This is a genomic window from Actinoplanes sp. NPDC051513 (assembly GCF_044454685.1).
Lineage (GTDB): Bacteria > Actinomycetota > Actinomycetes > Mycobacteriales > Micromonosporaceae > Actinoplanes.
Window position 1 is genome coordinate 41,087 of record NZ_JBITDW010000009.1, and the last position, 21,392, is coordinate 62,478.

The 21,392-nt window shown below is 71.2% G+C and carries 25 protein-coding genes and 2 pseudogenes; 22 read left to right on the plus strand and 5 right to left on the minus strand.

What is annotated here, in order from left to right:
• Positions 1 to 2 precede the first annotated feature (2 nt).
• Positions 3 to 1,118, plus strand: coding sequence for an alpha/beta hydrolase family protein (locus ACIA5D_RS27565; RefSeq protein ID WP_396033130.1), 1,116 nt, complete (start codon positions 3 to 5; stop codon positions 1,116 to 1,118).
• A gap of 7 nt (positions 1,119 to 1,125) precedes the next feature.
• Here ACIA5D_RS27565 and ACIA5D_RS27570 read toward each other — a convergent pair whose 3' ends face one another.
• Together ACIA5D_RS27570 and ACIA5D_RS27575 are read right to left on the minus strand one after the other, a co-directional pair.
• Positions 1,126 to 1,734 (minus strand): helix-turn-helix domain-containing protein, encoded by a 609-nt coding sequence (locus tag ACIA5D_RS27570; protein WP_396033132.1) that lies wholly within the window; start codon positions 1,732 to 1,734, stop codon positions 1,126 to 1,128.
• Positions 1,735 to 1,795: 61 nt separating this feature from the next.
• Positions 1,796 to 2,236, minus strand: a complete 441-nt coding sequence (locus ACIA5D_RS27575) for an Lrp/AsnC family transcriptional regulator (protein WP_396033133.1) — start codon at positions 2,234 to 2,236, stop codon at positions 1,796 to 1,798.
• Positions 2,237 to 2,380: 144 nt separating this feature from the next.
• Between ACIA5D_RS27575 and ACIA5D_RS27580 the strand changes: the two genes are divergently transcribed.
• From ACIA5D_RS27580 to ACIA5D_RS27650, 15 genes are all read left to right on the plus strand, one after another.
• Positions 2,381 to 3,256: a tryptophan 2,3-dioxygenase gene (locus tag ACIA5D_RS27580; protein ID WP_396033134.1), complete on the plus strand. Its 876-nt coding sequence runs from the start codon at positions 2,381 to 2,383 to the stop codon at positions 3,254 to 3,256.
• Positions 3,256 to 4,500 carry a kynureninase gene (gene kynU, locus ACIA5D_RS27585; protein ID WP_396033135.1) on the plus strand — a complete coding sequence of 415 codons (1,245 nt, stop codon included), beginning with the start codon at positions 3,256 to 3,258 and terminating at the stop codon, positions 4,498 to 4,500. Before ACIA5D_RS27580 ends, kynU begins: the two co-directional genes overlap by 1 nt.
• The gene (locus ACIA5D_RS27590) at positions 4,497 to 5,810 is read left to right on the plus strand and encodes an FAD-dependent oxidoreductase (RefSeq protein ID WP_396033136.1); all 1,314 of its coding nucleotides are present in this window, start codon (positions 4,497 to 4,499) and stop codon (positions 5,808 to 5,810) included. The genes kynU and ACIA5D_RS27590 overlap by 4 nt, the downstream gene beginning before the upstream one ends.
• On the plus strand, positions 5,807 to 7,264 hold the full coding sequence (locus ACIA5D_RS27595; RefSeq protein ID WP_396033137.1) for a 2-hydroxymuconic semialdehyde dehydrogenase: 1,458 nt from the start codon (positions 5,807 to 5,809) through the stop codon (positions 7,262 to 7,264). Before ACIA5D_RS27590 ends, ACIA5D_RS27595 begins: the two co-directional genes overlap by 4 nt.
• Positions 7,261 to 8,046 carry a 2-keto-4-pentenoate hydratase gene (locus ACIA5D_RS27600; protein ID WP_396033138.1) on the plus strand — a complete coding sequence of 262 codons (786 nt, stop codon included), beginning with the start codon at positions 7,261 to 7,263 and terminating at the stop codon, positions 8,044 to 8,046. Before ACIA5D_RS27595 ends, ACIA5D_RS27600 begins: the two co-directional genes overlap by 4 nt.
• Complete coding sequence (locus tag ACIA5D_RS27605; protein WP_396033139.1) at positions 8,043 to 8,921, plus strand: acetaldehyde dehydrogenase (acetylating); 879 nt, start codon at positions 8,043 to 8,045, stop codon at positions 8,919 to 8,921. The genes ACIA5D_RS27600 and ACIA5D_RS27605 overlap by 4 nt, the downstream gene beginning before the upstream one ends.
• Complete coding sequence (gene dmpG, locus ACIA5D_RS27610; protein WP_396033140.1) at positions 8,918 to 9,934, plus strand: 4-hydroxy-2-oxovalerate aldolase; 1,017 nt, start codon at positions 8,918 to 8,920, stop codon at positions 9,932 to 9,934. Before ACIA5D_RS27605 ends, dmpG begins: the two co-directional genes overlap by 4 nt.
• A complete protein-coding gene (locus ACIA5D_RS27615) occupies positions 9,927 to 10,640 on the plus strand; it encodes a 2-keto-4-pentenoate hydratase (RefSeq protein ID WP_396033141.1) in 714 nt (237 codons plus the stop codon). Before dmpG ends, ACIA5D_RS27615 begins: the two co-directional genes overlap by 8 nt.
• Positions 10,637 to 11,059 (plus strand): RidA family protein, encoded by a 423-nt coding sequence (locus ACIA5D_RS27620; RefSeq protein WP_396033142.1) that lies wholly within the window; start codon positions 10,637 to 10,639, stop codon positions 11,057 to 11,059. Before ACIA5D_RS27615 ends, ACIA5D_RS27620 begins: the two co-directional genes overlap by 4 nt.
• Positions 11,056 to 11,574 (plus strand): 3-hydroxyanthranilate 3,4-dioxygenase, encoded by a 519-nt coding sequence (locus tag ACIA5D_RS27625; protein WP_396033143.1) that lies wholly within the window; start codon positions 11,056 to 11,058, stop codon positions 11,572 to 11,574. Before ACIA5D_RS27620 ends, ACIA5D_RS27625 begins: the two co-directional genes overlap by 4 nt.
• Positions 11,571 to 12,572, plus strand: coding sequence for an amidohydrolase family protein (locus ACIA5D_RS27630; protein WP_396033466.1), 1,002 nt, complete (start codon positions 11,571 to 11,573; stop codon positions 12,570 to 12,572). Before ACIA5D_RS27625 ends, ACIA5D_RS27630 begins: the two co-directional genes overlap by 4 nt.
• 5 nt (positions 12,573 to 12,577) lie before the next feature.
• Entirely contained in the window at positions 12,578 to 13,519 is a 942-nt protein-coding gene (locus ACIA5D_RS27635; RefSeq protein ID WP_396033145.1) for a D-2-hydroxyacid dehydrogenase family protein, read from the plus strand.
• A 393-nt stretch (positions 13,520 to 13,912) separates the two neighbouring features.
• Positions 13,913 to 14,341: a hypothetical protein gene (locus ACIA5D_RS27640; protein ID WP_396033146.1), complete on the plus strand. Its 429-nt coding sequence runs from the start codon at positions 13,913 to 13,915 to the stop codon at positions 14,339 to 14,341.
• An 87-nt stretch (positions 14,342 to 14,428) separates the two neighbouring features.
• The gene (locus ACIA5D_RS27645; RefSeq protein WP_396033147.1) at positions 14,429 to 14,599 is read left to right on the plus strand and encodes a hypothetical protein; all 171 of its coding nucleotides are present in this window, start codon (positions 14,429 to 14,431) and stop codon (positions 14,597 to 14,599) included.
• Entirely contained in the window at positions 14,596 to 15,093 is a 498-nt protein-coding gene (locus ACIA5D_RS27650) for a hypothetical protein (RefSeq protein ID WP_396033148.1), read from the plus strand. Before ACIA5D_RS27645 ends, ACIA5D_RS27650 begins: the two co-directional genes overlap by 4 nt.
• Here ACIA5D_RS27650 and ACIA5D_RS27655 read toward each other — a convergent pair.
• Positions 15,069 to 16,061 (minus strand): NYN domain-containing protein, encoded by a 993-nt coding sequence (locus tag ACIA5D_RS27655; RefSeq protein ID WP_396033149.1) that lies wholly within the window; start codon positions 16,059 to 16,061, stop codon positions 15,069 to 15,071. The genes ACIA5D_RS27650 and ACIA5D_RS27655 overlap by 25 nt on opposite strands.
• 23 nt (positions 16,062 to 16,084) lie before the next feature.
• A pseudogene (locus tag ACIA5D_RS27660) lies at positions 16,085 to 16,357 on the minus strand (electron transfer flavoprotein subunit alpha/FixB family protein); the annotation flags it as partial.
• A 338-nt stretch (positions 16,358 to 16,695) separates the two neighbouring features.
• Here ACIA5D_RS27660 and ACIA5D_RS27665 point away from each other — a divergent pair.
• The 4 genes and pseudogenes from ACIA5D_RS27665 to ACIA5D_RS27680 all read left to right on the plus strand — a co-directional run bounded on the left by ACIA5D_RS27665 (position 16,696) and on the right by ACIA5D_RS27680 (position 18,159).
• Positions 16,696 to 16,920, plus strand: a complete 225-nt coding sequence (locus ACIA5D_RS27665) for a hypothetical protein (RefSeq protein WP_396033150.1) — start codon at positions 16,696 to 16,698, stop codon at positions 16,918 to 16,920.
• A gap of 10 nt (positions 16,921 to 16,930) precedes the next feature.
• Positions 16,931 to 17,101: a hypothetical protein gene (locus ACIA5D_RS27670; protein WP_396033151.1), complete on the plus strand. Its 171-nt coding sequence runs from the start codon at positions 16,931 to 16,933 to the stop codon at positions 17,099 to 17,101.
• Positions 17,101 to 17,607 (plus strand): annotated as a pseudogene (locus tag ACIA5D_RS27675) ((Fe-S)-binding protein); the annotation flags it as partial. The gene ACIA5D_RS27670 and the pseudogene ACIA5D_RS27675, both read left to right, overlap by 1 nt.
• A 66-nt stretch (positions 17,608 to 17,673) precedes the next feature.
• On the plus strand, positions 17,674 to 18,159 hold the full coding sequence (locus ACIA5D_RS27680) for an alpha/beta fold hydrolase (RefSeq protein WP_396033152.1): 486 nt from the start codon (positions 17,674 to 17,676) through the stop codon (positions 18,157 to 18,159).
• Here ACIA5D_RS27680 and ACIA5D_RS27685 read toward each other — a convergent pair.
• Positions 18,156 to 19,343, minus strand: coding sequence for an NAD(P)/FAD-dependent oxidoreductase (locus ACIA5D_RS27685; RefSeq protein ID WP_396033153.1), 1,188 nt, complete (start codon positions 19,341 to 19,343; stop codon positions 18,156 to 18,158). The two genes, ACIA5D_RS27680 and ACIA5D_RS27685, sit on opposite strands and share 4 nt — an antisense overlap.
• A 99-nt stretch (positions 19,344 to 19,442) precedes the next feature.
• Between ACIA5D_RS27685 and ACIA5D_RS27690 the strand changes: the two genes are divergently transcribed.
• A complete protein-coding gene (locus ACIA5D_RS27690) occupies positions 19,443 to 20,024 on the plus strand; it encodes a glycerophosphodiester phosphodiesterase (RefSeq protein WP_396033156.1) in 582 nt (193 codons plus the stop codon).
• 93 nt (positions 20,025 to 20,117) lie between these two features.
• On the plus strand, positions 20,118 to 21,305 hold the full coding sequence (locus ACIA5D_RS27695) for an ROK family protein (RefSeq protein WP_396033158.1): 1,188 nt from the start codon (positions 20,118 to 20,120) through the stop codon (positions 21,303 to 21,305).
• Positions 21,306 to 21,392 lie beyond the last annotated feature (87 nt).

Genomic DNA, 21,392 nt, shown 5'->3' on the forward strand with positions numbered 1-21,392 from the left:
CCGTGGACGTTCTGCTCGTGCTCGCGCCCGGCCTGGTCGCCGACCGGGACCTGCTCGTCTCGCTCGCCGAGACCACCGCGAAGGAGCTGGAGGTCGGCCTCCGGACGGTGGTCACGGCCGGCTCGGCGGAGACGGCCGCGGCGCTGGCGGGAAACGACGGGCCGGCCGTGGCCCTGCCGGCCGATCGGGCGCTGATGCCGGCCGCACCCGGGTCGGTGGTCTGGTACGACCTGACCGTTGCCGCCGCGGTGAGCGGGCCGAACCACCTGCACGGACGGGGTGTCTGGGGCCTGGTCTGGGCCATCCGGCACGCGGTGCACCGGCTGCGGCACCCGGCCGAGCGGATCGCCTACGGCGACCACGCCGAGCAGTGGGCCGAGGAGCGGGTCGCCGGTGGCCCCTTCTCAACCCCCTTCTTAACCCCCTTCTCAACCCCACCCCGGCACTGGGTGGGGTCCAGTGAAGCAGCGGGGTCCGACAATTCCGGGCGGCCGTCCACAGTCGGGGTGCTCATCCATGGCGGGTTCTGGCGGTCGATCTGGGCGGCCGACCTGATGGACGCGCTCGCCATCGACCTGGCCGCCCGGGGCTGGATCGGCTGGAACCTCGAGTACCGGCGGCCCGATCGGCACGGCTGGGCCGCCACCACGGCGGACGTGGCGGCCGGGGTCGCGGCGGCCCGCGAGCGGCATCCGGGCGCCCGGATCGTCCTGTTCGGCCACTCGGCCGGCGGGCAGCTCGCGCTGCGCCTGGCCGCCGACGATCCCGGCATCGCCCTCGCGGTGTCGCTGGCCGGGGTGCTCGATCTGGGCGAAGGGCAGCGGCGGTTCCTCGGCGAAGGGGCGATCACGACCGCGCTGGGCGGAACGCCGGACGAGATGCCGGAGGTCTACGCCGCGAGCGACCCGATGCGCCGTCTCCCGCTGGCTTCGCCCGCGCTGCTGGTACAGGGCAGCGGCGACGGGCTCGACCTGGTCGACATCAACCGCCGTTTCGCCGCGGCCTCGGGGATCCCGCTGCTGGAGCAGGCCGGCGACCACTTCGACGTGATCACCCCGGGCTCGCCGATCTGGGAGGCGACGATGGGGGAGGTCGACCGCACGATTTCACGCTCGTGAACAATGGTCAGAACAGGCGTGGGGTCACGACCGACACCACCGTGGTCACGGCGTCGGTGTCGTTGTACATGCGGTGCGGGACCGCCGAGCGCAGGTGCACGCTGTCGCCCGGCCGCAGCCGGTGCTCCACGCCGTCGACCTCGTAGAGCAGCTCGCCGGTGATCACGTACGCGAATTCCTCGCCGGCGTGGCCGTACGCGTTCTCGCGCTGCCCGCCCGGCGCGATGTGCACCAGCATCGGCTCGAGCACCAGGCCCGCGCCCCGCTCGGAGAGCATGCGGTAGGTCTGCTGGCCGGACACGTACTGTGTCGCCGCGTTCTCGGCGCGGGTCAGCGTGAAATGGCTGGGCAGCGGCACCACGACCGGCTCGTGCGGCGCGGCCGGCGTCTCGTCGAAGAAGTCGGACACCGACTGGCCGAGCGCGGTCGCCACGCTGCCCAGCGCGGTCAGGCCGATCGAGGAGATGCCCCGCTCGACCTGGGACAGGAAGCCGATCGACAGCCCCGAGCGGGACGCCAGGCTGCGCAGGGTGAGGCCGCGCTGCTTGCGGAACTCGCGGATGCGCGGGCCGACCTGCGTCGAAGGCGTGTCCTCGAGCGGCTCAGTGGCGGGCACGGGGACCTCCTGTGCGTCTCCGAAGAATGATGTTTGATGCTACCTAATTTTCACCACTCGGTCATGAACCGATCGGGGTGATCGGCTGCCAGCTCAGCGGCGTCGACAGGACCATCGTGCTGGACGGCGTGCCGTGTGCGCCGAGCCGGTCGATCACCTCCTCGAACGCGTCGATCGAGGCCGCCGCGACCTTGAGCACGCAGCAGGTGTCCCCGGTGACCCGGCTGATCTCCAGCACCTCGGGCCACGTCGGCACCTTGTCGTCACGCAGCACGCAGCCCGGCCCATAACAGGACATCCGGATCAGCGCGAGCACCGCGCGCCCGGTCTTGGCCAAGTCGACGTGGGCGTGGTAGCCGGTGATCACGCCGGTCTCCTCGAGCCGGCGCACCCGCTCGGCGACGGCGGGCGGCGACAGGTGCACCCGCCGGGACAGTTCGCTGTAGGACAGCCGCGCGTCGTCCTGCAGTTCGCGCAGCAGGGCCCAGTCCATCGCGTCCATCCGGTCACCTTCCGATCGAAAACCGATCTCGCGAATCTAGCCACCGATCGCTTGTTTCTCCAGGTCATGACCGTTAATTCGGCATTCCTCCCGAGGCCCTCGCAGCGAAAGTATGAAGCGGTACCGCAAAGCCGAGGAGGGCCAGTGGATTCCGTGGATACCGTGCGGCCGGCGACCGCCGAGCAGCGCGACGAACGGTCGGCCCGCAACGGCGGGCGTCCGACGCTGGAGTTCGGTCAGCGCGTGCCCTACGACTCCTACGTGCACGCCAGCACGCTGCACACGCTTCAGCGCACGCTCAGCGGCGACCCGGGCGAGATGTCGTTCCTGGTCGTCAGCCAGATCATGGAGCTGTACTTCAATCTCATCCGGCACGAGCTGACCCAGGCGCGTGACCACGTCCGCGCCGGCCAGCCGTGGCCCGCGCTGGCGCCGCTGCGACGCGCCGCCCTGCACCTGGAAGGCCTCAACGCGGCCTGGCAGACGCTGCGCTGGATGACCCCGGGCGACTTCAACCGGTTCCGGGACCTGCTCGGCGAGGGCTCGGGCTTCCAGTCGGCGATGTACCGTCAGGTGGAGTTCCTGATCGGGCTGCGCAACCCGGCCCTGATCCGCCCGTTCCGCGGCTCGCCGGCGTTCGAGGAGCTCACCGCGGCGCTGCACGAGCCGAGCCTGTGGGACGAGGTGATCGCGCTGGTCGGCCGAAGCGGCCACGACATCGACCCGGCACTGCTCAGCCGGGACGTGAGCCAGGAGCACGAGCCCGACCCGACCGTGGCCGAGGCGTGGGTGCACATCTACCGCAACGACGGGCCCGACAACCACCTGCGGATGCTCGGCGAGGCGCTCACCGAGGTGGCCGACCGGTTCGGCGACTGGCGGTACCTGCACCTCAAGGCGGTCCAGCGGACCATGGGCGCGAAGGCCGGCACCGGCGGATCGAACGGGCTGGCCTGGCTGCAGCGCAGCATGGGCCGCACGGTCTTCCCCGAGCTGTGGACCGCAAGGACGGACATGTGATGGATCTCGAGAGAGACGACCCGGGTCACCGCCACCTTTTCCACATCCCGCCGGCCGAGGGCGGCGACCACCCCGAGGTCGCGTACTTCGCCGGGAACTCGCTCGGCCTGCAGCCCAAGGCCACGCGGGTCGAGCTGATGGAGGACCTGGCCGAGTGGGCCCGGCTCGGCGTCGAGGGCCATCTGGACGCGGCGCGGCCCTGGCTGCCGTACCACGAGCTGTTGACCGCCCCGGCGGCCCGGCTGGTCGGCGCGCTGCCGTCCGAGGTCGTCGTGATGGACTCCCTCACCGTCGACCTGCACCTGCTGATGGTGTCGTTCTACCGCCCGGCCGGGGTACGAACGAAGATCGTCATCGAGGATGCGGCCTTCCCGTCCGACAGCTACGCCGTTCGCAGTCAGGCCCGCTTCCACGGCCTCGACCCGGACGAGACGATCGTGCGCCTGAAGCCCCGCGAGGGCGAGGACACGCTGCGCACCGAAGATGTCCTCGGTTCCTTGACCGACGAGGTGGCACTGCTCCTGCTCGGCGGCGTCAATTACCTCACCGGCGAGCTGTTGGACATGGCCGCGATCACCAAGGCCGGCCGAGAAGCCGGCGCGGTAGTCGGCTGGGATCTCGCGCACGCCGCCGGCAACGTTCCGCTGAAGCTGCACGAGTGGGGCGCCGACTTCGCGGCCTGGTGCTCGTACAAGTACCTGAACTCGGGGCCCGGCGCGCTGGCCGGCGTCTTCGTGCACGAGCGGCACCACGCCGACCCCGGACTGCCCCGGTTCGAGGGCTGGTGGAGCACCGAGCCGGCCACCCGCTTCGAGATGACACCCACCTCCCGCCCGCCGCGCAGCGCCGACGCCTGGCAGGTCTCGAACCCGCCGATCTTCGCGATGGGCCCCGTGCGCACCTCGCTGCAGATCTTCGACGAGGTCGGGATTCCCGCGTTGCGCGCGCGCAGCCTGCGGCTCACCACGTACCTGCGCGGCCTGCTCGACGAGGTGGTCGCGACCCGCCCGCTCTCGGTGATCACGCCGCGCGAGCCGGAGCGGCACGGCTGCCAGCTCTCGGTGCGGCTGCACGAGGGCAACGCGGGCGCGCTCACCAAGCGGCTGCGCTTCGAGCACGGTGTGATCGCCGACGCCCGCCAGCCGGACGTCGTGCGGTTCGCGCCGGTGCCGCTCTATTCCACCTATCTGGACTGTCGGCGGGCCGCGGAGGCGCTGGCCGCGTGTGTGGAGGAAACTCGATGAGGGAACACGTCGCGGTGATCGGCGCTGGGCTGACCGGCGGCCTGCTCGCCTGCTACCTGGGCCGGCGCGGCTACCGCGTCGACGTCTACGAGCGGCGCAGCGACCCGCGGGTCACCGGCGCCGAACGCGGCCGCTCGATCAACCTGGCCCTCTCCGAGCGCGGCATCGACGCGCTGCGCCGGATCGGACTGGCCGACGAGGTGCTCGCGGACGCGCTGCCGATGCACGGGCGGATGGTGCACCCCCTCGGCGGGGCGCCGAACTTCCAGCCGTACAGCATCTCCGGGGACCGGGCGATCAACTCGATCGGCCGGGGCGCGCTCAACGACGCGCTTCTCGACGCGGCGTCGGCGACGCCGGGCGTGACCATCCACTTCGACCATCCGCTCACCGAGCTCGATCCGGAGACCGGGACCCTCGGTTTCGCCGACGGGAGTCAGGCCAAGGCGGACATCGTTCTGGGCGCCGACGGTTCCGGCTCCGCGATGCGAGGGCTTCTTCTCGCGTACGCGGGGGACGCGTTCGACGAGACCGTGAGTTTCCTCGACTACGGCTACAAGGAGCTGACCATCCCGGCCCGGGACGGCGGGTTCGCGCTCGATCCCGGCGCCCTGCACATCTGGCCGCGCGGCACCTCGATGATGATCGCGCTGCCCAACCCGGACGGCTCCTTCACCGGCACGCTGTTCTGGCCGAACGGCGGCGCCGGCAGCTTCGCCTCGCTCGGCAGCCCGGCCGCGGTCGAGCGGCACTTCCGCAAGAACTACCCCGACCTGCTGGAGCTGATCCCCGACCTGCCCGGCGACTACCGGCACAACCCGGTCGGCCTGCTCGGCACGGTCACCTGCGCGCCGTGGCAGATGCTGGGCCGGGTCGCGCTGATCGGCGACGCCGCGCACGCCATCGTCCCGTTCTACGGCCAGGGCGCCAACGCCGCGTTCGAGGACGTGGTCGAGCTCGACCGCTGCCTCGAGGCGACCGGCGACGACTGGCCGGCCGCGCTGCCGCTCTACGAGGAGGGCCGCCGGGAGAACAGCGAGGCGATCGCCGAGATGGCCCTGGCGAACTTCGTGGAGATGCGCGACAAGGTCGCCGATCCGCTGTTCAAGTTGGGCAAGCGCGTCGAGCACACGCTCGAGCGGCTGCTGCCCGGCCTCTACGTCTCCCGGTACGAGATGGTCTCGTTCTCCACCACGCCGTACTCGACGGTCCGCCGCCGGGTCCGCCGGCAGCATCAGGTCCTCGCCGGCGCGGCGGTCGCGGCCGGCGTCCTGGCCGCGGCCCTGATCGGAAAGGCGGTGCGCCGATGAAGGTTCTGCGCAACTTCGTCGCCGGCACGTTCCGCGAGCCGTCCGACACCTTCGCCAAGATGTCGCCGGTCACCGGCGAGCAGGTCTTCTCGGTCACCGAGTCGGACCGCGGCGTCGTGGACGAGGCGGTTGCCGCGGCGCGCAAGGCCGTGCGCGGGCCGTGGGGCCGCACCACCGAGCAGGAGCGCGCGGCGATGCTGCGCCGGATCGCCGACGAGCTCGACAAGCGGTTCGACGACCTGGTCGGGGCCGAGGTGGCCGACACCGGCAAGACCATCGCGCAGGCGCGCACCCTCGACATCCCGCGCGGCGCCGCGAACTTCCGGGCCTTCGCCGACATCGTGGCCGCCACCGGCACCGAGTCGTTCACCACGGCCACCGCGAGCGGCGGGCGGGCGCTGAACTACGCGATCCGCAAGCCGATGGGCGTCGTCGCGATCATCGTGCCGTGGAACCTGCCGCTGCTGCTGCTCACCTGGAAGGTCGCCCCGGCGCTGGCGTGCGGCAACGCGGTCGTGGTCAAGCCCAGCGAGGAGACGCCGGCCTCGGCGACCGTGCTGGCCGAGGCGATGGCCGCCGCGGGCGTGCCCGAGGGGGTCTTCAACCTCGTGCACGGGCACGGCCCGGACGCGGCCGGCGAGTGGCTGACCACCCACCCCGACGTGGACGCCATCACGTTCACCGGCGAGTCGGCCACCGGCGCCGCGATCATGCGCAACGCCGCGGACGGGGTGAAGGCGGTGTCGTTCGAGCTCGGCGGCAAGAACGCCGGCCTGGTCTTCGCCGACAGCGACCTCGACGCCGCCGTGGCCGGCAGCGTGCGGTCCAGCTTCACCAACGGCGGCCAGGTCTGCCTGTGCACCGAGCGGCTGTACGTGCAGCGGCCCGTCTTCGACGAATTCGTCGACAGAATAAGCAAAGCCGCCAGGGAGCTGACCTACGGCTGGCCGACCGACGAGGGCACCGGCACGATGCCGCTGATCTCCAAGGCGCACCGCGACAAGGTGCTCGGTTACTACGACCTCGCCCGGCAGGAGGGAGCCACCGTGCTGGCCGGCGGCGGAGTGCCGCACCTCGGCGACGCGCGCGACGGCGGTTCCTACATCGAGCCCACGGTGATCACCGGGCTCGGCCAGGACGCCCGGACCGTCCGCGAGGAGATCTTCGGCCCGATCTGCCACATCGCGCCCTTCGACGACGAGGAGGAGGCGTTCGCCCTGGCCAACGACAGCGCGTACGGCCTCGCCGGCACCGTCTGGACCCGGGACGTGGGCCGGGCCCTGCGCGCCGGGAGCCGCCTCGACGTCGGGCTGGTCTGGATCAACACCTGGTTCCTGCGAGACCTTCGCACGCCGTTCGGTGGCATGCGAGCCTCGGGGGTGGGCCGCGAGGGCGGCCGCCACTCGCTCGACTTCTACTCGGAGTACACGAATGTCTGCGTGGACATGCAATGACGACCGTCGTTGAGGAGCTTCTGGAGGCGTACGCGTCAAGGAAGCCCATCGCCCCCGTGCGGGAGAGATGGATCCCGGCCGGCGACGTCGACGCCGCCTATGCGGCGCAACGAGCCCAGGTCGAGACGTGGGAGAAGGCCGGACGCCGGCGGGCCGGCGCCAAGATCGGGCTGACCGCGCCCTCGGTGCAGCGGCAGCTCGGCGTGGACCAGCCCGACTTCGGCGTGCTGCTGGCCGACATGGCGGTGCCGGACGGCGCCGAGATCGACCACGGCTCGCTGCTGCAGCCGCGGGTCGAGGCCGAGGTGGCGTTCGTGCTCGGCGGCGACCTGCCCGAGGGGCGGGTGACCGTCGCCGACGTGGCGCGAGCGACCGACTTCCTGCTGCCGGCGATCGAGGTGGTCGATTCGCGGATCGCCGGGTGGGACATCACCATCGTGGACACGGTCGCCGACAACGCCTCCAGCGGCCTCTACGTGCTCGGCACGACGCCGCGCCGGATCGCCGACGTGGACCTGCGGCTGTGCGGCGCGGTGCTCGAGCACGCGGGCGAGCCGGTCTCGGTGGGCGCGGGCGCGGCCTGCCTCGGCAACCCGCTGCACGCGGTGGCCTGGCTGGCCACCACGCTCAACGCCGCCGGAAGCCCGCTGCGCGCCGGCGATGTGGTGCTCTCCGGCGCGCTCGGCCCGATGGTGCCCGCCCAGCCGGGAGCGTCCTACGAGGCGCGGATATCCGGGCTGGGCTCGGTGCGGGCCAACTTCTCGAAGGGGGAGCAACGATGACGGTCGGCGTGGCCGTGATCGGGTCGGGCAACATCGGCACCGACCTGATGTTCAAGGTGTTGCGCACCTCCTCGGAGCTGCGGATGGTGGCGATGGCGGGCATCGACCCCGATTCGGACGGGCTGGCCCGCGCGAAGCGGCTCGGCATCGCCACCACCGCCAAGGGCGTCGAGGGCCTGGTCGCGCTGCCCGAGTTCGCGGACGTCGGGATCGTCTTCGACGCCACGTCGGCGGGGGCGCATCGGCACAACGACGAGGTGCTCCGGGCGTACCCGGTGAAGGTTGTCGATCTGACGCCCGCGGCCGTCGGGCCGTACGTGGTGCCGCTGGTCAACCTGGCGGCGCATCCGGGCGAGCGGAACGTCAACATGGTGACCTGCGGTGGTCAGGCGACCGTGCCGATCGTCGCGGCGGTCGCGGCGGTGACACCCGTCGCGTACGCCGAGATCGTCGCCTCCATCGCCTCGAAGTCGGCGGGGCCGGGCACACGCGCGAACATCGACGAGTTCACCGAGACCACCGCCCGGGCGCTCGAAGTGATCGGCGGCGCCGGCCGGGGCAAGGCGATCATTGTGCTGAACCCGGCCGAGCCGCCGCTGCTCATGCGCGACACGGTCTACTGCCTCTGTCCGTTGGATGCCCCACGCGCGGCGATCGCTGCCTCCATAGATGCCATGGTCGCCGAGGTACAGCAGTACGTGCCGGGCTACCGCCTCAAGCAGGAGGTGCAGTTCCGGACTCTCGACGACGGGCTGCTGGTCACGGTGTTTCTGGAGGTCTCCGGCGCGGGGCACTACCTGCCGGAGTTCGCGGGGAACCTCGACATCATGACGTCGGCCGCCGTGCGGACCGCGGAACGGATGGTGGCGCGGTGACCGAGATCTACGTGCAGGACGTGACCCTGCGGGACGGGATGCACGCCATCGGCCACCGGTACACGGTCGAGCAGGTGCGCGAGATCGCCGCGGCGCTGGACGCCGCCGGGGTTGCCGCGATCGAGGTGGCGCACGGCGACGGGCTCGCCGGGTCGAGCATCAACTACGGCCGGGGAGCGGCCACCGACGCCGAGTGGATCAGTGCGGCCGCCGATGTCCTGAAGAACGCGAAGCTGACCACGCTGCTGCTGCCGGGCATCGGGACGATCGCCGACCTGCGGGCCGCCCGCGACCTCGGGGTGACCAGCGTGCGGGTGGCGACGCACTGCACCGAGGCGGACATCTCGGCCCAGCACATCGGCTGGGCGCGCGGGAACGGGATGGACGTCTCCGGGTTCCTGATGATGTCGCACATGAGCCCGCCCGCCGAGCTCGCGAAGCAGGCGAAGCTGATGGAGTCGTACGGGGCGCACTGCGTCTACATCACCGACTCCGGCGGGCGGCTCACGATGAACGACGTGGCCGAGCGGGCCGACGCCTACCGGCAGGTCCTCGACCCGGACACCGAGATCGGCATCCACGCTCACCACAACTTGTCGCTGGGCGTGGCCAACAGCATCGTGGCCGTGGAGCACGGGGTGTACCGGGTGGACGCGTCGCTGGCCGGGATGGGCGCCGGGGCCGGCAACGCGCCGCTGGAGGTGTTCGTGGCGGTGGCCGAGCTGAACGGGTGGAAGCACGGCTGCGACGTGTTCGCGCTGATGGACGCTGCCGACGACATCGTGCGGCCGTTGCAGGACCGGCCGGTGCGGGTGGATCGGGAGACGCTGTCGCTGGGGTATGCGGGGGTGTACTCGTCGTTCCTGCGGCACGCGGAGTCGGCGGCGCGGACGTACGGGGTGGACGCGCGCACGATCCTGGTGGAGCTGGGGCGTCGCCGGATGGTGGGCGGCCAGGAGGACATGATCGTGGACGTTGCTCTCGACCTCGTGCAGGAGAAGACCGATGACTGACTACGCCGGCGCCCTCGACGACGCGCTGACCGGGGTCAAAGAGCTGCCGTCGTTCGGGCCGGGGGCGTTCGACGTGCCGGCCGCGTACGCGATCCAGCGTGATCTGGTGTCTCGGCGGGAGGCCCGCGGCGAGAAGATCGTGGGGATCAAGCTCGGGCTGACCAGCCGGGCCAAGATGCAGCAGATGGGCGTCGACGAGGTCATCTGGGGATGGCTCACCGACGCCATGCGGATCGCGGACGGCGGGGTGCTCGACCTGGCGCCGCGGATCCACCCGAAGGTCGAGCCCGAGGTGGCGTTCCTCGTGCGCGGCGGCGAGATCGCGGCGATCGCGCCGGCCCTGGAGGTGATCGACTCGCGGTGGCTCGACTTCAAGTTCACGCTGCCCGAGGTGATCGCCGACAACACCTCGGCGGCCGGGTTCGTGGTCGGGAACTGGCAGCCGGTGCCGGACGGCGTCGACAACCTCGGGGTGCTGCTCGAGATCGACGGCCGGGTGGTGGAAATCGGGTCCACGGCGGCGATTCTCGGGGATCCGCGGCGGGCATTCGCCGAGGCGGCGCGGCTGTATCCCGGCCGGATCCTTCCGGATGAGTCGATCGTGCTGGCGGGGGCGGCCACGGCGGCGGTGTCCGTCCAGCCCGGCTCCGCCGTACGCGTCAGTGTGGAAAAGCTCGGGGCCGCGCGGCTGAAGGCTTCGTCGTGACCGCGCGGGTCGTGGCCGGCAAGGCCACGCCGCGCGGAAGGTTTCCGCATGTGAAGGTGGCGGGCGGGTTCGTCTTCGTGAGCGGGACCAGCAGCCGTCGGCCCGACAACACCATCGCCGGCGCTTCGGTCGACGCTCTGGGGACCACCTCGCTGGATATTCGCGAGCAGACCAAGGCCGTCATCGAGAATATTTCGGACATTTTGCAGTCGGTGGGCTGCGGGTTGACCGACCTGGTCCAGGTGACTACCTATCTCACCAACATGAATGACTTCGGTGGCTACAACGCGGTCTACGGCGATTTCTTCGACGAAAGCGGACCAACCCGGACAACCGTCGCGGTGCATCAGCTGCCCCATCCCCACCTGCTCATCGAGATGCAAGCCGTAGCGATCCTGCGCAAGGAGGCACAGCCATGACGACCGACCCGATCAACTTCCCCGGCTGGATCGACGACAACAAGCACCTGCTCAAGCCCCCGGTCGGCAACAAGCAGATGTTCCCGACCGGCGACGACTTCATCGTCATGGTGGTCGGCGGCCCGAACTCCCGTACCGACTTCCACGTCGACCCGTACGAGGAGTTCTTCTACCAGGTCAAGGGCAACATGCACGTCAAGACGATGACGAGCGAGGGCCCGAAGGACGTGCACATCCGCGAGGGCGAGATGTGGGTGCTGCCCGGCAACACGCCGCACTCGCCGCAGCGGCCCGAGGCCGGCTCGATCGGCCTGGTCGTCGAGCGGGTCCGCGAGGAGGGCACGCTCGAGAAGTTCCAGTGGTACTGCATGAACTGCGATGCGCTTGTGCACGAGGTCGAGTTGCAGGTGCGCGACATCGTCGCCGACCTGCCGCCGGTGTTCACCGCCTTCTACGAGGACGAGAAGGCGCGCACCTGCGCCAACTGCGGCGCGCTGCACCCGGGCAAGGGCTGATGGCGGACGTCATCGACGTGCACACGCACGTCGTGCCGAAGGGCTGGCCGGACCTCGCCGTCGCGTGCGGCGGGGACGGCTGGCCCTGGCTCAAGGTCGAGACCGAGCGCGAGGCGGTCATCATGATCCGCGATAGCGAGTTCCGCCGGATCGACTCGTCGTGCTGGGATCCGGCCGTCCGCTTCGCGGACATGGCCACCGACGGGGTTTCCCGGCAGGTCGTCTCGCCTACGCCGGTCTTTTTCGGCTATGACCGTACGCCGTCGCAGGCCGTCAAGCTGTCGCGGATCTTCAACGACCTGACCCTGTCGCTGGTTGATTCTGATCCGCGTTTTGTCCCGTTTTGCCAGGTCCCGTTGCAGGATCCAGCGGCCGCCTGCGCGGAGCTGGATCGCTGTCTGGCCGCCGGGCACGTGGGCGTGGAGATCGGCAATCACGTCGGCGATCGCGACCTGGACGACGCCGGGATTGCCGAATTTCTTCAGCATTGCGCCGCGATGGGCGCGCCCGTTTTCGTGCACCCGTGGGATATGCCGGAGGGGCCGAGGCTCGACCGATGGATGGCGCGCTGGCTGACCGGGATGCCGGCCGAGACGCATCTCTCGGCGCTCGCGCTGGTGCTCGGCGGGGTGCTCGACCGGGTGCCGCCGTCGCTGCGGCTCTGCTTCGCCCACGGGGGCGGCAGCTTCCCGTACTGGCTGGGCCGGGCCGACAACGCGTGGGAGCGGCGCGGCGACATCGTGCGCGGGAAGTCCACGATGCCGCCGAGCGCTTACGCCGACCGGTTCTACGTCGACTCGGTCGTGTTCAGCGAGCCGGCGCTGCGGTTGCTGGTCGACACCATGGGCGAGGACCGGGTCGTGGTGGGCAGCGACTACCCGTACCCGCTGGGGGAACGCCCGGCGGGCGCGGTGGTACGCAACGCCTCGTTCCTGAGTGAGCCGCAGCGGGCCAAGCTGCTGGCCACGAACGCTGCGGAGTTCCTTGGCCTAACCTGAGCCGCATGAAGATCGTCGTGCTGGATGACTACCAGCGGGCCGCACGCCGATACGGCGCGTTCGATTCGTTGCCGGACGCCTCGGTGTCCGTGCTGCACGAGCACATCGACGACCCCGCTGAGCTGGCGGAGGCGCTGCGCGGCGCATCGGTCGTGGTGGCGATGCGCGAGCGCACCCCCTTCGGCGACTTCACGCTCTTCCCCGACCTGCGCCTGCTGGTCACCACCGGCATGGCCAACGCCGCCATCGACCTGGCCGCCGCCGCCTCGGCCGGCGTCACGGTCTGCGGCACCACCGGCTCGGGGGTCAGCACCGCCGAGCTGACCTGGGCCCTGATCCTGGCGTGCCGCCGCCATGTGGTCACCGAGGACCGCGCCCTGCGCGAGGGCCGCTGGCAGACCACGGTCGGCTTCGACCTGGCCGGCAGCACCCTCGGCGTCCTCGGCCTGGGCCGGCTGGGCACCCAGGTGGCGCGCATCGGCCAGGCCTTCGACATGCGCGTGATCGCCTGGAGCCAGAACCTCTCCGCGTCCCAGGCCGCGTCGGCCGGGGCCACGCTGGTGACCAAGGGGGAGCTGCTCGCCTCCGCCGACGTCCTCACCATTCACCTGAAACTGAGCGACCGCACGCGCGGCCTGATCGGTGCTCCCGAACTGGCGGCCATGAAGCCTTCCGCCGTGCTGATCAACACGTCCCGGGGTCCGATCGTCGACGAGGCCGCGCTCGTCGCCGCGCTGACCACCGGCGCCATCGCCGGCGCCGGCCTCGACGTGTACGGCACCGAGCCGCTCCCGCTGGGCAACCCGTTGCGCGGCGCCCCGAACACAGTACTGACGCCGCATCTGGGCTACGTCACCGACGCCACCTACCGAACCTGGTACGAGCAGATCGTCGAGAACATCGCCGCCTGGCGGGCCGGCGCCCCGGTCCGCGTCCTGAACCCGTGACACGGGTCGGGCGTCGCCGGGCCGGCCGTGTCCAGGATCGGCGCGTGCACGAGGACCTGGCGGGAGGGCTGGCCGTGAAGCGGCTGGTCGAGGTCGTCATCCCGCTGCCGGCCATCGTGTCGCAGCCGCCGCCCGCGCTTCCTGACCTCTCCGCCTATGACACCGCCCTCGACTGGATGAGCACCGAGTGGGTCAACCTCACCGCGACGTTCTCGCTCGCCGTGGAGCTGCGCATCGACGCGCCGGCGGTCGGGCTCGCCCAGCTGGCCTCTATCTCCCACGCGCGACGCGGCGGCACGCGCGGCTGCGCCGCGGACTCAGCCTGCCGGCCGCGATCCGGCTCGGCGACCGCCGCATGCTGCCTCGCACCGGTACCTGCTGGGCGCCACGCTGATGCGTATCGGCCTGCTGGCGGAGGCGACGCCGCAGCTCGGGGCGGCCCGTGCGCTGTGGGAGAGCGAGGGCGACCCCCTCAGCGAGGCCATCGCCCTTCTCCAGCTGGCGGAGATCCGCCTGTACGTCGCCGATCCCGCGGCCGCCGCCGAGCTCCTGCGGCGGGCGACCGCGCTGCTGCCACCCGGCGAGGACGCCATCCGCGTGCGGGTCCGCACCGGCCTCGGCCAGGCTCTGGTGCAGCTCCCGTACGCGGAAGCCTGTCTTGCCATGGGTGACCGCGACGCCGCGGCGCGACACTTCCGGGCGGCGCTCGAGATCGCGACCGCGCACGGCATCGACTACCTGGCGTCCGCGGCCGGCGATGGCCTGGCCCGGGTGTCCCGTCCCGTCCCGGGACACTCCCGAAACGACCGCCCGACGGAATAAAAGAGCAGGTCAGGCCGGATAGATCGCGTCCCGGGCAAGCGTGGCATGCGTTGTGCCGGAGGAGCCGCCGGTTCGAAGCTCGTCGGCATGACGCCTTCCCTGCTCGCCGAGCTCGAGGTGCTGCCCGCCCGGTGGGAAGTACAGGAAACGCTCGCCGCACCCGTCGCCGCGCTCCTGCTCGCCGTCGCCGAGGGCCGGGTCGGCGACGACAACCTCCTGGTGCTGGCCCGGGCCTCGGCGGCACGGCAGGGGCGATGACCGTCGTGGCCGAGTCCGGCCCCGGCGCCTACCGGGCCGAGCACGCCGGGCCGGTGGCGCCCGTGGAGATCGAGGTGGACCCGGCCCGGTCCCGGTTGGCGGTGCAGAGCTGGTACGCCGGGGTGCACGCCGCCACCGCCTGCCCCGGCGGCACCCTGCTGACCCATCGGGTCCACCGGGTGCGGCCCGACCACCCCGGCTTCGCGGCCGGGATCGCCGAGATCGGCCTGCGCGACCGCATGTCGCGCGACCTGCGGCAGGTGCAGCACGGCGGCTGGGGCTTCGGGACGGCGGTGCGTACCTACCGCGCCGACTACGCGCCCATCGGCCAGTTCGGCTGGGACGGCGGAAGCGGCGCCTCGGCCTACGGCGACCCGGAGAACCAGATCACCGGCTTCCTGCTCAGCCAGGTCGGGATGACCACCCCCGACTCGGCCCGGGTCATCCACGACTTCTGGACCACGGCCTATCAGGCGGCCGATATCAGGAGGTAGTCGTCGATGTCGTCGTTCCAGTTCAGGGAGACGGCGCCGTTCGTCGCGGCCGCCTTGCAGAACTGCAGAAAGCTGCGGTAGCCGAGCTTCTTCTCGCTGAAGTCGGGCACGACCTTGCGTACCTTGTTCTTCAGGCCGGAAAGGGCGACCGAGCCGCCCAGGTCGCGTACCACCGTGCGCAGCAGCGCGAAGGCCTGCTCTCGGTCGCCGCTTTCCGGCAGGGCCACCTCGGGGTCGCCCTTGGCCGAGCCGGGAATCAGCTCGACGACATTGATGCCCGCCAGGTGGCGCAGCAATTCGCCGAAGGCGCGGAAACCGTACTCGGCCTCGTTGAAGGTGGGGTCTTTCCGCAGCAGGGTGCGTTTGAGGGTCGAGGCCGTGACCGGGCCGCCCGAGCTGCTCTGCAGACCGGCCACCGATTGCGCCACCAGAGCGGAAAGGGCATTCACATCGCGTACGGGTGGAGCTTCGATCTCGGGTTCGGGGGCGGCGGGCAGGACGCCCTCGAGGCGGTCGTAGTACAGGAACTCGTCGCACGCGGGCGGGAGCAGCGCGGACGTCGACTTCTCGACCCCGACGCCGATCACGCGCTTGTTCAGCTCGCGCAGTTTCTGGACCAGGGGAGTGAAGTCGCTGTCGCCGGTGCACAGGACGAACGTCGAGATGTAGGCGCGCTCGAAAGCCGTTTCCAGCGCGTCGATCGCCATCTTGATGTCGGCGGCATTCTTGCGGGACGCGCCCAGCCGCTGCGGCATCTCGATGAGCTCGACATGCGAACGGGTCAGCATGCGGCGGTCTTCATCGAAGAAGGACCAGTCCGCGTACGCCCGCCGCACCACCACGCGGCCCCGCTCGGCCAGCGCGTCGGCGACCGGGCGCAGGTCGAACGGGGCGCCGATGTGTTCCCGCGCGCTGATCGCCAGGTTTTCGTAGTCGATGAACAGGGCGATGCGTTCCTCGTGATCCACGCCGCCCAGCCTACTGCCATCGCTCACTCGCGCCTGCGGATCTCCTCCGCCGCCTGGGGCACGACCTGGAACAGGTCACCGACGACGCCGTAGTCGGCCAGCTCGAAGATGGGCGCCTCGGGATCCTTGTTGACCGCGACGATGGTCTTCGACGTCTGCATGCCGGCCCGGTGCTGGATCGCCCCCGAGATGCCCAGCGCGATGTAGAGCTGCGGTGCCACCGTCTTGCCGGTCTGCCCGACCTGGAACTGGTGGGGGTAGAAGCCGGAGCCGACTGCGGCGCGGGACGCGCCGACCCCACCGCGAGCGGCCGTCCACGGGTGACCCGGACTTCACGACGACGGTGCCCGCGAAGACGGCCTGGGTGGCGGTGCCGTCGGGGTCGAGCGCCACCGCGTCGGTGATCAGGCCGTTGTGCAGTCACCGCGTCGAAGCCGGTCGCGAAGACCAGGATGTCGAGATCGTACGAGGCGGCGGCGGTGCGCAGCCCGGTCGGGGTGATCTCGGCGATCGGGTCGGCGCGGATGTCGACGAGCGTGACGTTGTCCCGGTTGTAGGCCTCGAAGTAGCCGGTGTCCATGCAGATCCGCTTGGCGCCGATCGGGTATGTCCGAGGGCAGACCAGCACGGCGACGTGCTGATCCTGGGCGACGGGCGGAACAACCACCGCGCCGCGCAGGAGGACCGGTTGCGCTTTTTCGCCCGGCGCGTCGCCCACGTCTTCTGGCTCAACCCGGAGCGTCAGGTCAACTGGGACACCGGCGACTCGGCGATCCGGCTCTACGCCCCCCACTGCGAACGCGTGGTCGAGTGCGCCAACCTGGCCCAGCTCCGCGACTTCGCCGACCACCTCGTCTGAAGGGCACCACATGGGCACTGCGCAGATTGTCGCCACCGTCTTGGCGGGCGCCGTCACGGTCACGGCTGTGGTGTTGGCGGTGCGGGCGGTTCTGACGATCACGTCGGTGATCCGGCTGGGTCAGCCGGCGCCGGAGCGGTTCGCCGGTAAGGGCGCCCGGACGAAGACGGGGCGGGGGTGAAGAAGATCGTGGCGACCTGCCCGCATTGTTTCAACACGCTCGGCAACGAGTACGAGCAACTCGGCCTGAAGGTCGAGGTGGTGCACCACACCCAACTCCTCGCGCACCTCGTCGCCACCGGCAGGTTGACGCCGGTCGAGCCGATCGGCGGTGAGGTCACCTACCACGACCCGTGTTATCTGGGCCGGCACAACCGGGTCTTCGACGCCCCCCGCGAGGTCCTCGGCGAGGCCGCCGGCCTGGTCGAGATGCCCCGGAGCCGGGAACGGTCGTTCTGCTGCGGGGCCGGCGGCGCCCGGATGTGGATGGAAGAGAAAATCGGTAAGCGGATCAACATCGAACGCACCGAGGAAGCCCTGTCCACCGGCGCCAAGACCATCGCGGTCGGCTGCCCGTTCTGCCACACCATGATCGGCGACGGCGTCACCGCCAAAGCCGAACACGACAACGTCGAAGTCGTCGACGTCGCGACGGTACTGCTCCGCTCACTCAAACAGGAGGTTTGAGCGCTTCACGGGGCCGTCGCAGGGGTATAGCCGTCGCCAACCTCCCGTCACGGAAGTTGATGAGATATGCGTCCCCTTCGCTCGACCCACGCCGCCGGCAGCCCGAAGAGCATGCTCGTCTACGACCGCTGGGGGGAGTTCGGCCGCCCCGTCCTGCTGCTGCACGGCCTGCTGCACGACCGCACGGTGTGGTGGCCGCTCGCCGCCGACCTGATCGCGGTGGCGAGCTGCACGGTGATCGCGCCCGACCTGCCGGGGCACGGCCTGAGCCCGGCCCGCGACGGCTGCCCGGTCGAGGGCCTTGCCCGTGACCTCGACCGCCTGGTGGGCGGTCTCGGACTGCTGCGCGCGCCGATCGTGGTGGGGCACGGCGCGTCGGCGGCTCTCGCCATGGCGTTCGCCGACGCGTACGCCACGCGGTGCGTGCTGACCTTCGACGAGGACCAGCAAGGGATCGAGGACGCGGTGCTGCGAAGCGTGGGCCGGTCAGGTTCCATGCTGCACCTGACCGACCCGCAGGGCTTCGCCGCCGAGATCCGGACGCTGCTCTAGGAGGAGAGCAGCTTGCCCACGTTCTCGGGCGCGAAGAACTCGACCGGCGACGTCACCCCGGAGTTGAGGCGGGCGAACGCGTCCATGGCGGGCTGCTTGCCGGCGATCCCCGAGACCAGCTGGATCATCTGCTCGTCCGGCGGCTGCAGCGACGCGATGCCCAGCGTCATCTGGTAGACCGGCATCGCGCGGGTGTCCCGGTGGGACCGGTAGGCGCCCAGCGCGTCGGCCCACCGCGCCCGGCCGCTCAGCGCCTCGTCCAGCGACAGCGCGAGCTCCTCGGCGTCCAGGAACGCGTCGGTGATGCCCTGCGCGGTGATGAAGTCGCGGCTGTAGCCGGCGTCGCCGACCAGCGCCCAGCCCTCGCCGTACGGAACCCGGAAGTAGTTGGGCACCGACGCGCCGACGATCCGCTCTTCCCGCTTCGCGTCGCGGATGCGCTCGAGGAAGGCGGGGGAGAGCGCGAACGTCTCCATCAGCGTCTCCTCGATGTTGTCCCGGTGCGATGCGAGCTCCGCGTGCGGCCAGCCGCCGATGACCAGCGTCAGGTCGTCGTTCGTCGGGCAGACCGCCCACCCGCGCCCGGGCCGGCTGTACGCCTCGAACGTGTCGGCCGGCAGGTTGCTCCAGTACGAGTAGTAGCCGACGGTGAGCGGCGGCACCTCCTCGTACGAGGCGGGGTTCAGCGCCTTGGCGACCACCGAGTTGCGTCCGTCCGCGCCGACCACCACGCGCGCCCGCTCGGTCACGCCGTCAGCGCCGCGGATCCCGGTCACCTTGCCGTCGTCGACGAGCACCTCCTCGACCACGAACCCCTCGCGAATCTCCGCGCCGGCCGCCCCCGCGGCGTCCAGCAGGATCTTGTCGAGAAGCGTGCGGCGCGGCGCGTACGCGTACGGGGAATCGGCAGTGCCCGGCGCCCCGGCGAGCGTGACCGGTCCGAAGTCGAAGGAGTAGCGCCCGACCGGCGGGCAGCCGGTCGCCGTGACCTGGTCGAGCAGGCCCCAGCGCTGCAGCGCGGCCGCGCCCGGCGGGTGGATGACGTGGGTCGAGACGGTGTCGCTCGGAAAGGTGGCCCGGTCCACCAGCAGCGTGCGGTACCCGCGGCGGGCGAGCAGCATCGCGAGCGGCGACCCGGCGCAGCGGGCCCCGACCACGATGACGTCGTACGTCGAATCGGTCATGCGGCCATAGTGGTCGATGGTGGCGATCTCCCAAAGAGGGCACTCGCGATCTTCTGCACATCGCGACGCCACTCACCGCCACCGGGCAGACTTGATCGCATGCTCGCGGTGGCCCATCGGGCCGGAAACTCCGTTGCCGGCCTGAGGGCCGCCCTGGCTACCGGCGTCGACCTGGTCGAGGCCGACGTCTATCTGCGGCGGGACGCTTTGGAGGTACGGCATGGGCGGGCCCGCCGCGGCACGGTGGCGCCGAGCCTCGACGAGATCCTCGCCGTTGCCGGCGACGACCCGCGCCTGATGCTGGATCTCAAGGGCCGCTCGATCGAGGTGGCGTCCCGGGTCGCGCAGGCGCTGCGTGCGGGACCGTCGGTCGCGGTCTGCACCAAGCAGTGGGCGATGCTCGAGGCGTTCGCCGGCGACCCGAACGTGCGGCGCATCCTCTCCGCCGCCAACCGGCTCCAGCTGGCCCGGCTGCGCGCCCGCCTGCGCCGCTCACCGGCTGACGGCGTGTCGATCCGGTTGCGGTTGCTCACCGAACCCGTGGTGGCCGAGCTCCACCGCGCCACCGACCTGGTGCTGGCCTGGCCGGTCGACACCGAGGCCGACCTCGCCCGCGCCGAGCGCCTCGGTGTCAGCGGGGTGGTCAGCAAGAGCCTGCCGCTGCTCAGCCGGCTCGCTTGAGCTCGTACGCCGCAAAGATCTGAGCATTACCGTCTGTGAAACGAGTGGTAACGCGACGGGGATTCGCGCGCAAGGTCGCGTTAGCGTCGTTCCATGCCGGTGGGACTCGAGCGCACGACGCGGCGCGGCGACCTGCCGGCGCAGGCGTCCCGCCGGCCGCGCGACTCGGCGGCGGCGGTGCTGCGCGCCATCCTCGAGCACGGCCCGATCGCCCGCAGCACGGTCGCCCGGGCGTCCCAGCTCTCCGCGGCCTCGGTGACCGGCATCGTCGCCTCCCTCCTCGAGCGGGGGCTGATCCGCGAGGCGCCGGAGGCGGCCGGTCCGCCCGGCAACGGCCGCCCGCACGTGCCGCTGGACATCGAGCCGGATCGGGTCGCGGTGATCGGGGCGCACGTCGCCGTTCCGCGCACCACAGTGGCCCTGCTCGACCTGCGTGGCCGGGTGCTGGCCCAGCGCCAGGACCCGCACGGCGCGTCCGACCCGGGCAGTGTCCTGGCGGCCATCGCCGTCCGCGTCGCCGAGCTCAGCGACAGTCCCCGCGAGATCCTCGGCGTCGGTCTCGCCACCGGCGGCTGGGTCGACCCGACGACCGGCACGGTGGTCGATCACCACCTGCTCGGCTGGCGCGACGTTCCGGCCGGCGCGGTGCTGGCCGAGGCCACCGGCCTGCCCGTGTGGGCCGACTGCAACTCGCGGGCGCTGCTGCGGGCCGAGCAGCTCTTCGGCGCGGCCGTCCGCCGCGCCGGCGCCGTGCACCTCTTCGTCGGCAACGTGGTCGATGTCGCCTTCTCCACCGACGGCGTGGTCCACCAGGGCCCGCGCTCTGCGGCGGGCGTCGTCGCGCACCTCCCGGTCGAGGGCTGCACGGTGGTCTGCGCCTGCGGCCGCAGCGGCTGCCTTCAGGCCGCCGTCTCCGAGCAGACGCTGGTGCGCCGCGCCCTCGATGCCGGGCTGATCGACCGCCCCGACTTCCGCGCCCTTCTCGACCTCGCGCTCCACCGCGCGCCGGCCGCCGTGGCGCTCTTCGAGGAGCGCGCACGCCTCGTCGGCCGGGCGGCGGCGGTGCTGCTCGACCTCTTCGATCCCGAGGTCCTGGTGGTGGGCGAGGCCGGCGTCAACCGGATGCCCGGCTGCCTCGCGACGCTGCGCGCCGAGGTGGCCGCCCGATCGTCGGCCGCCGATGTCGTCCGCCGCTCCAGCTTCCCCGGCAATGTGCTGGCGATGGCGGGCGGGGCGGTCGCTCTCGACCGCGTGTACGCGGCGCCGCTCGCCTGTCGGTGACCTGAGTCACATGGATGGCCGTTAATTCAGTCCGGCGCAAAGTTGAAACCTACTAATCCTATAGCCATGATATGGATTAAGCGACGC

What these genes read in the sequence shown, in the direction of transcription:
- ACIA5D_RS27575 (WP_396033133.1), bottom strand. Translation starts at nt 2,236, where the DNA reads ATGGACGCGATGGACTGGGCCCTGCTGCGCGAACTGCAGGACGACGCG.
- kynU (WP_396033135.1), top strand. Translation starts at nt 3,256, where the DNA reads ATGGATCTCGAGAGAGACGACCCGGGTCACCGCCACCTTTTCCACATC.
- ACIA5D_RS27590 (WP_396033136.1), top strand. Translation starts at nt 4,497, where the DNA reads ATGAGGGAACACGTCGCGGTGATCGGCGCTGGGCTGACCGGCGGCCTG.
- ACIA5D_RS27595 (WP_396033137.1), top strand. Translation starts at nt 5,807, where the DNA reads ATGAAGGTTCTGCGCAACTTCGTCGCCGGCACGTTCCGCGAGCCGTCC.
- ACIA5D_RS27600 (WP_396033138.1), top strand. Translation starts at nt 7,261, where the DNA reads ATGACGACCGTCGTTGAGGAGCTTCTGGAGGCGTACGCGTCAAGGAAG.
- ACIA5D_RS27605 (WP_396033139.1), top strand. Translation starts at nt 8,043, where the DNA reads ATGACGGTCGGCGTGGCCGTGATCGGGTCGGGCAACATCGGCACCGAC.
- ACIA5D_RS27615 (WP_396033141.1), top strand. Translation starts at nt 9,927, where the DNA reads ATGACTGACTACGCCGGCGCCCTCGACGACGCGCTGACCGGGGTCAAA.
- ACIA5D_RS27625 (WP_396033143.1), top strand. Translation starts at nt 11,056, where the DNA reads ATGACGACCGACCCGATCAACTTCCCCGGCTGGATCGACGACAACAAG.
- ACIA5D_RS27635 (WP_396033145.1), top strand. Translation starts at nt 12,578, where the DNA reads ATGAAGATCGTCGTGCTGGATGACTACCAGCGGGCCGCACGCCGATAC.
- ACIA5D_RS27640 (WP_396033146.1), top strand. Translation starts at nt 13,913, where the DNA reads ATGCGTATCGGCCTGCTGGCGGAGGCGACGCCGCAGCTCGGGGCGGCC.
- ACIA5D_RS27645 (WP_396033147.1), top strand. Translation starts at nt 14,429, where the DNA reads ATGACGCCTTCCCTGCTCGCCGAGCTCGAGGTGCTGCCCGCCCGGTGG.
- ACIA5D_RS27650 (WP_396033148.1), top strand. Translation starts at nt 14,596, where the DNA reads ATGACCGTCGTGGCCGAGTCCGGCCCCGGCGCCTACCGGGCCGAGCAC.
- ACIA5D_RS27670 (WP_396033151.1), top strand. Translation starts at nt 16,931, where the DNA reads ATGGGCACTGCGCAGATTGTCGCCACCGTCTTGGCGGGCGCCGTCACG.
- ACIA5D_RS27680 (WP_396033152.1), top strand. Translation starts at nt 17,674, where the DNA reads ATGCGTCCCCTTCGCTCGACCCACGCCGCCGGCAGCCCGAAGAGCATG.
- ACIA5D_RS27685 (WP_396033153.1), bottom strand. Translation starts at nt 19,343, where the DNA reads ATGACCGATTCGACGTACGACGTCATCGTGGTCGGGGCCCGCTGCGCC.
- ACIA5D_RS27690 (WP_396033156.1), top strand. Translation starts at nt 19,443, where the DNA reads ATGCTCGCGGTGGCCCATCGGGCCGGAAACTCCGTTGCCGGCCTGAGG.
- ACIA5D_RS27695 (WP_396033158.1), top strand. Translation starts at nt 20,118, where the DNA reads ATGCCGGTGGGACTCGAGCGCACGACGCGGCGCGGCGACCTGCCGGCG.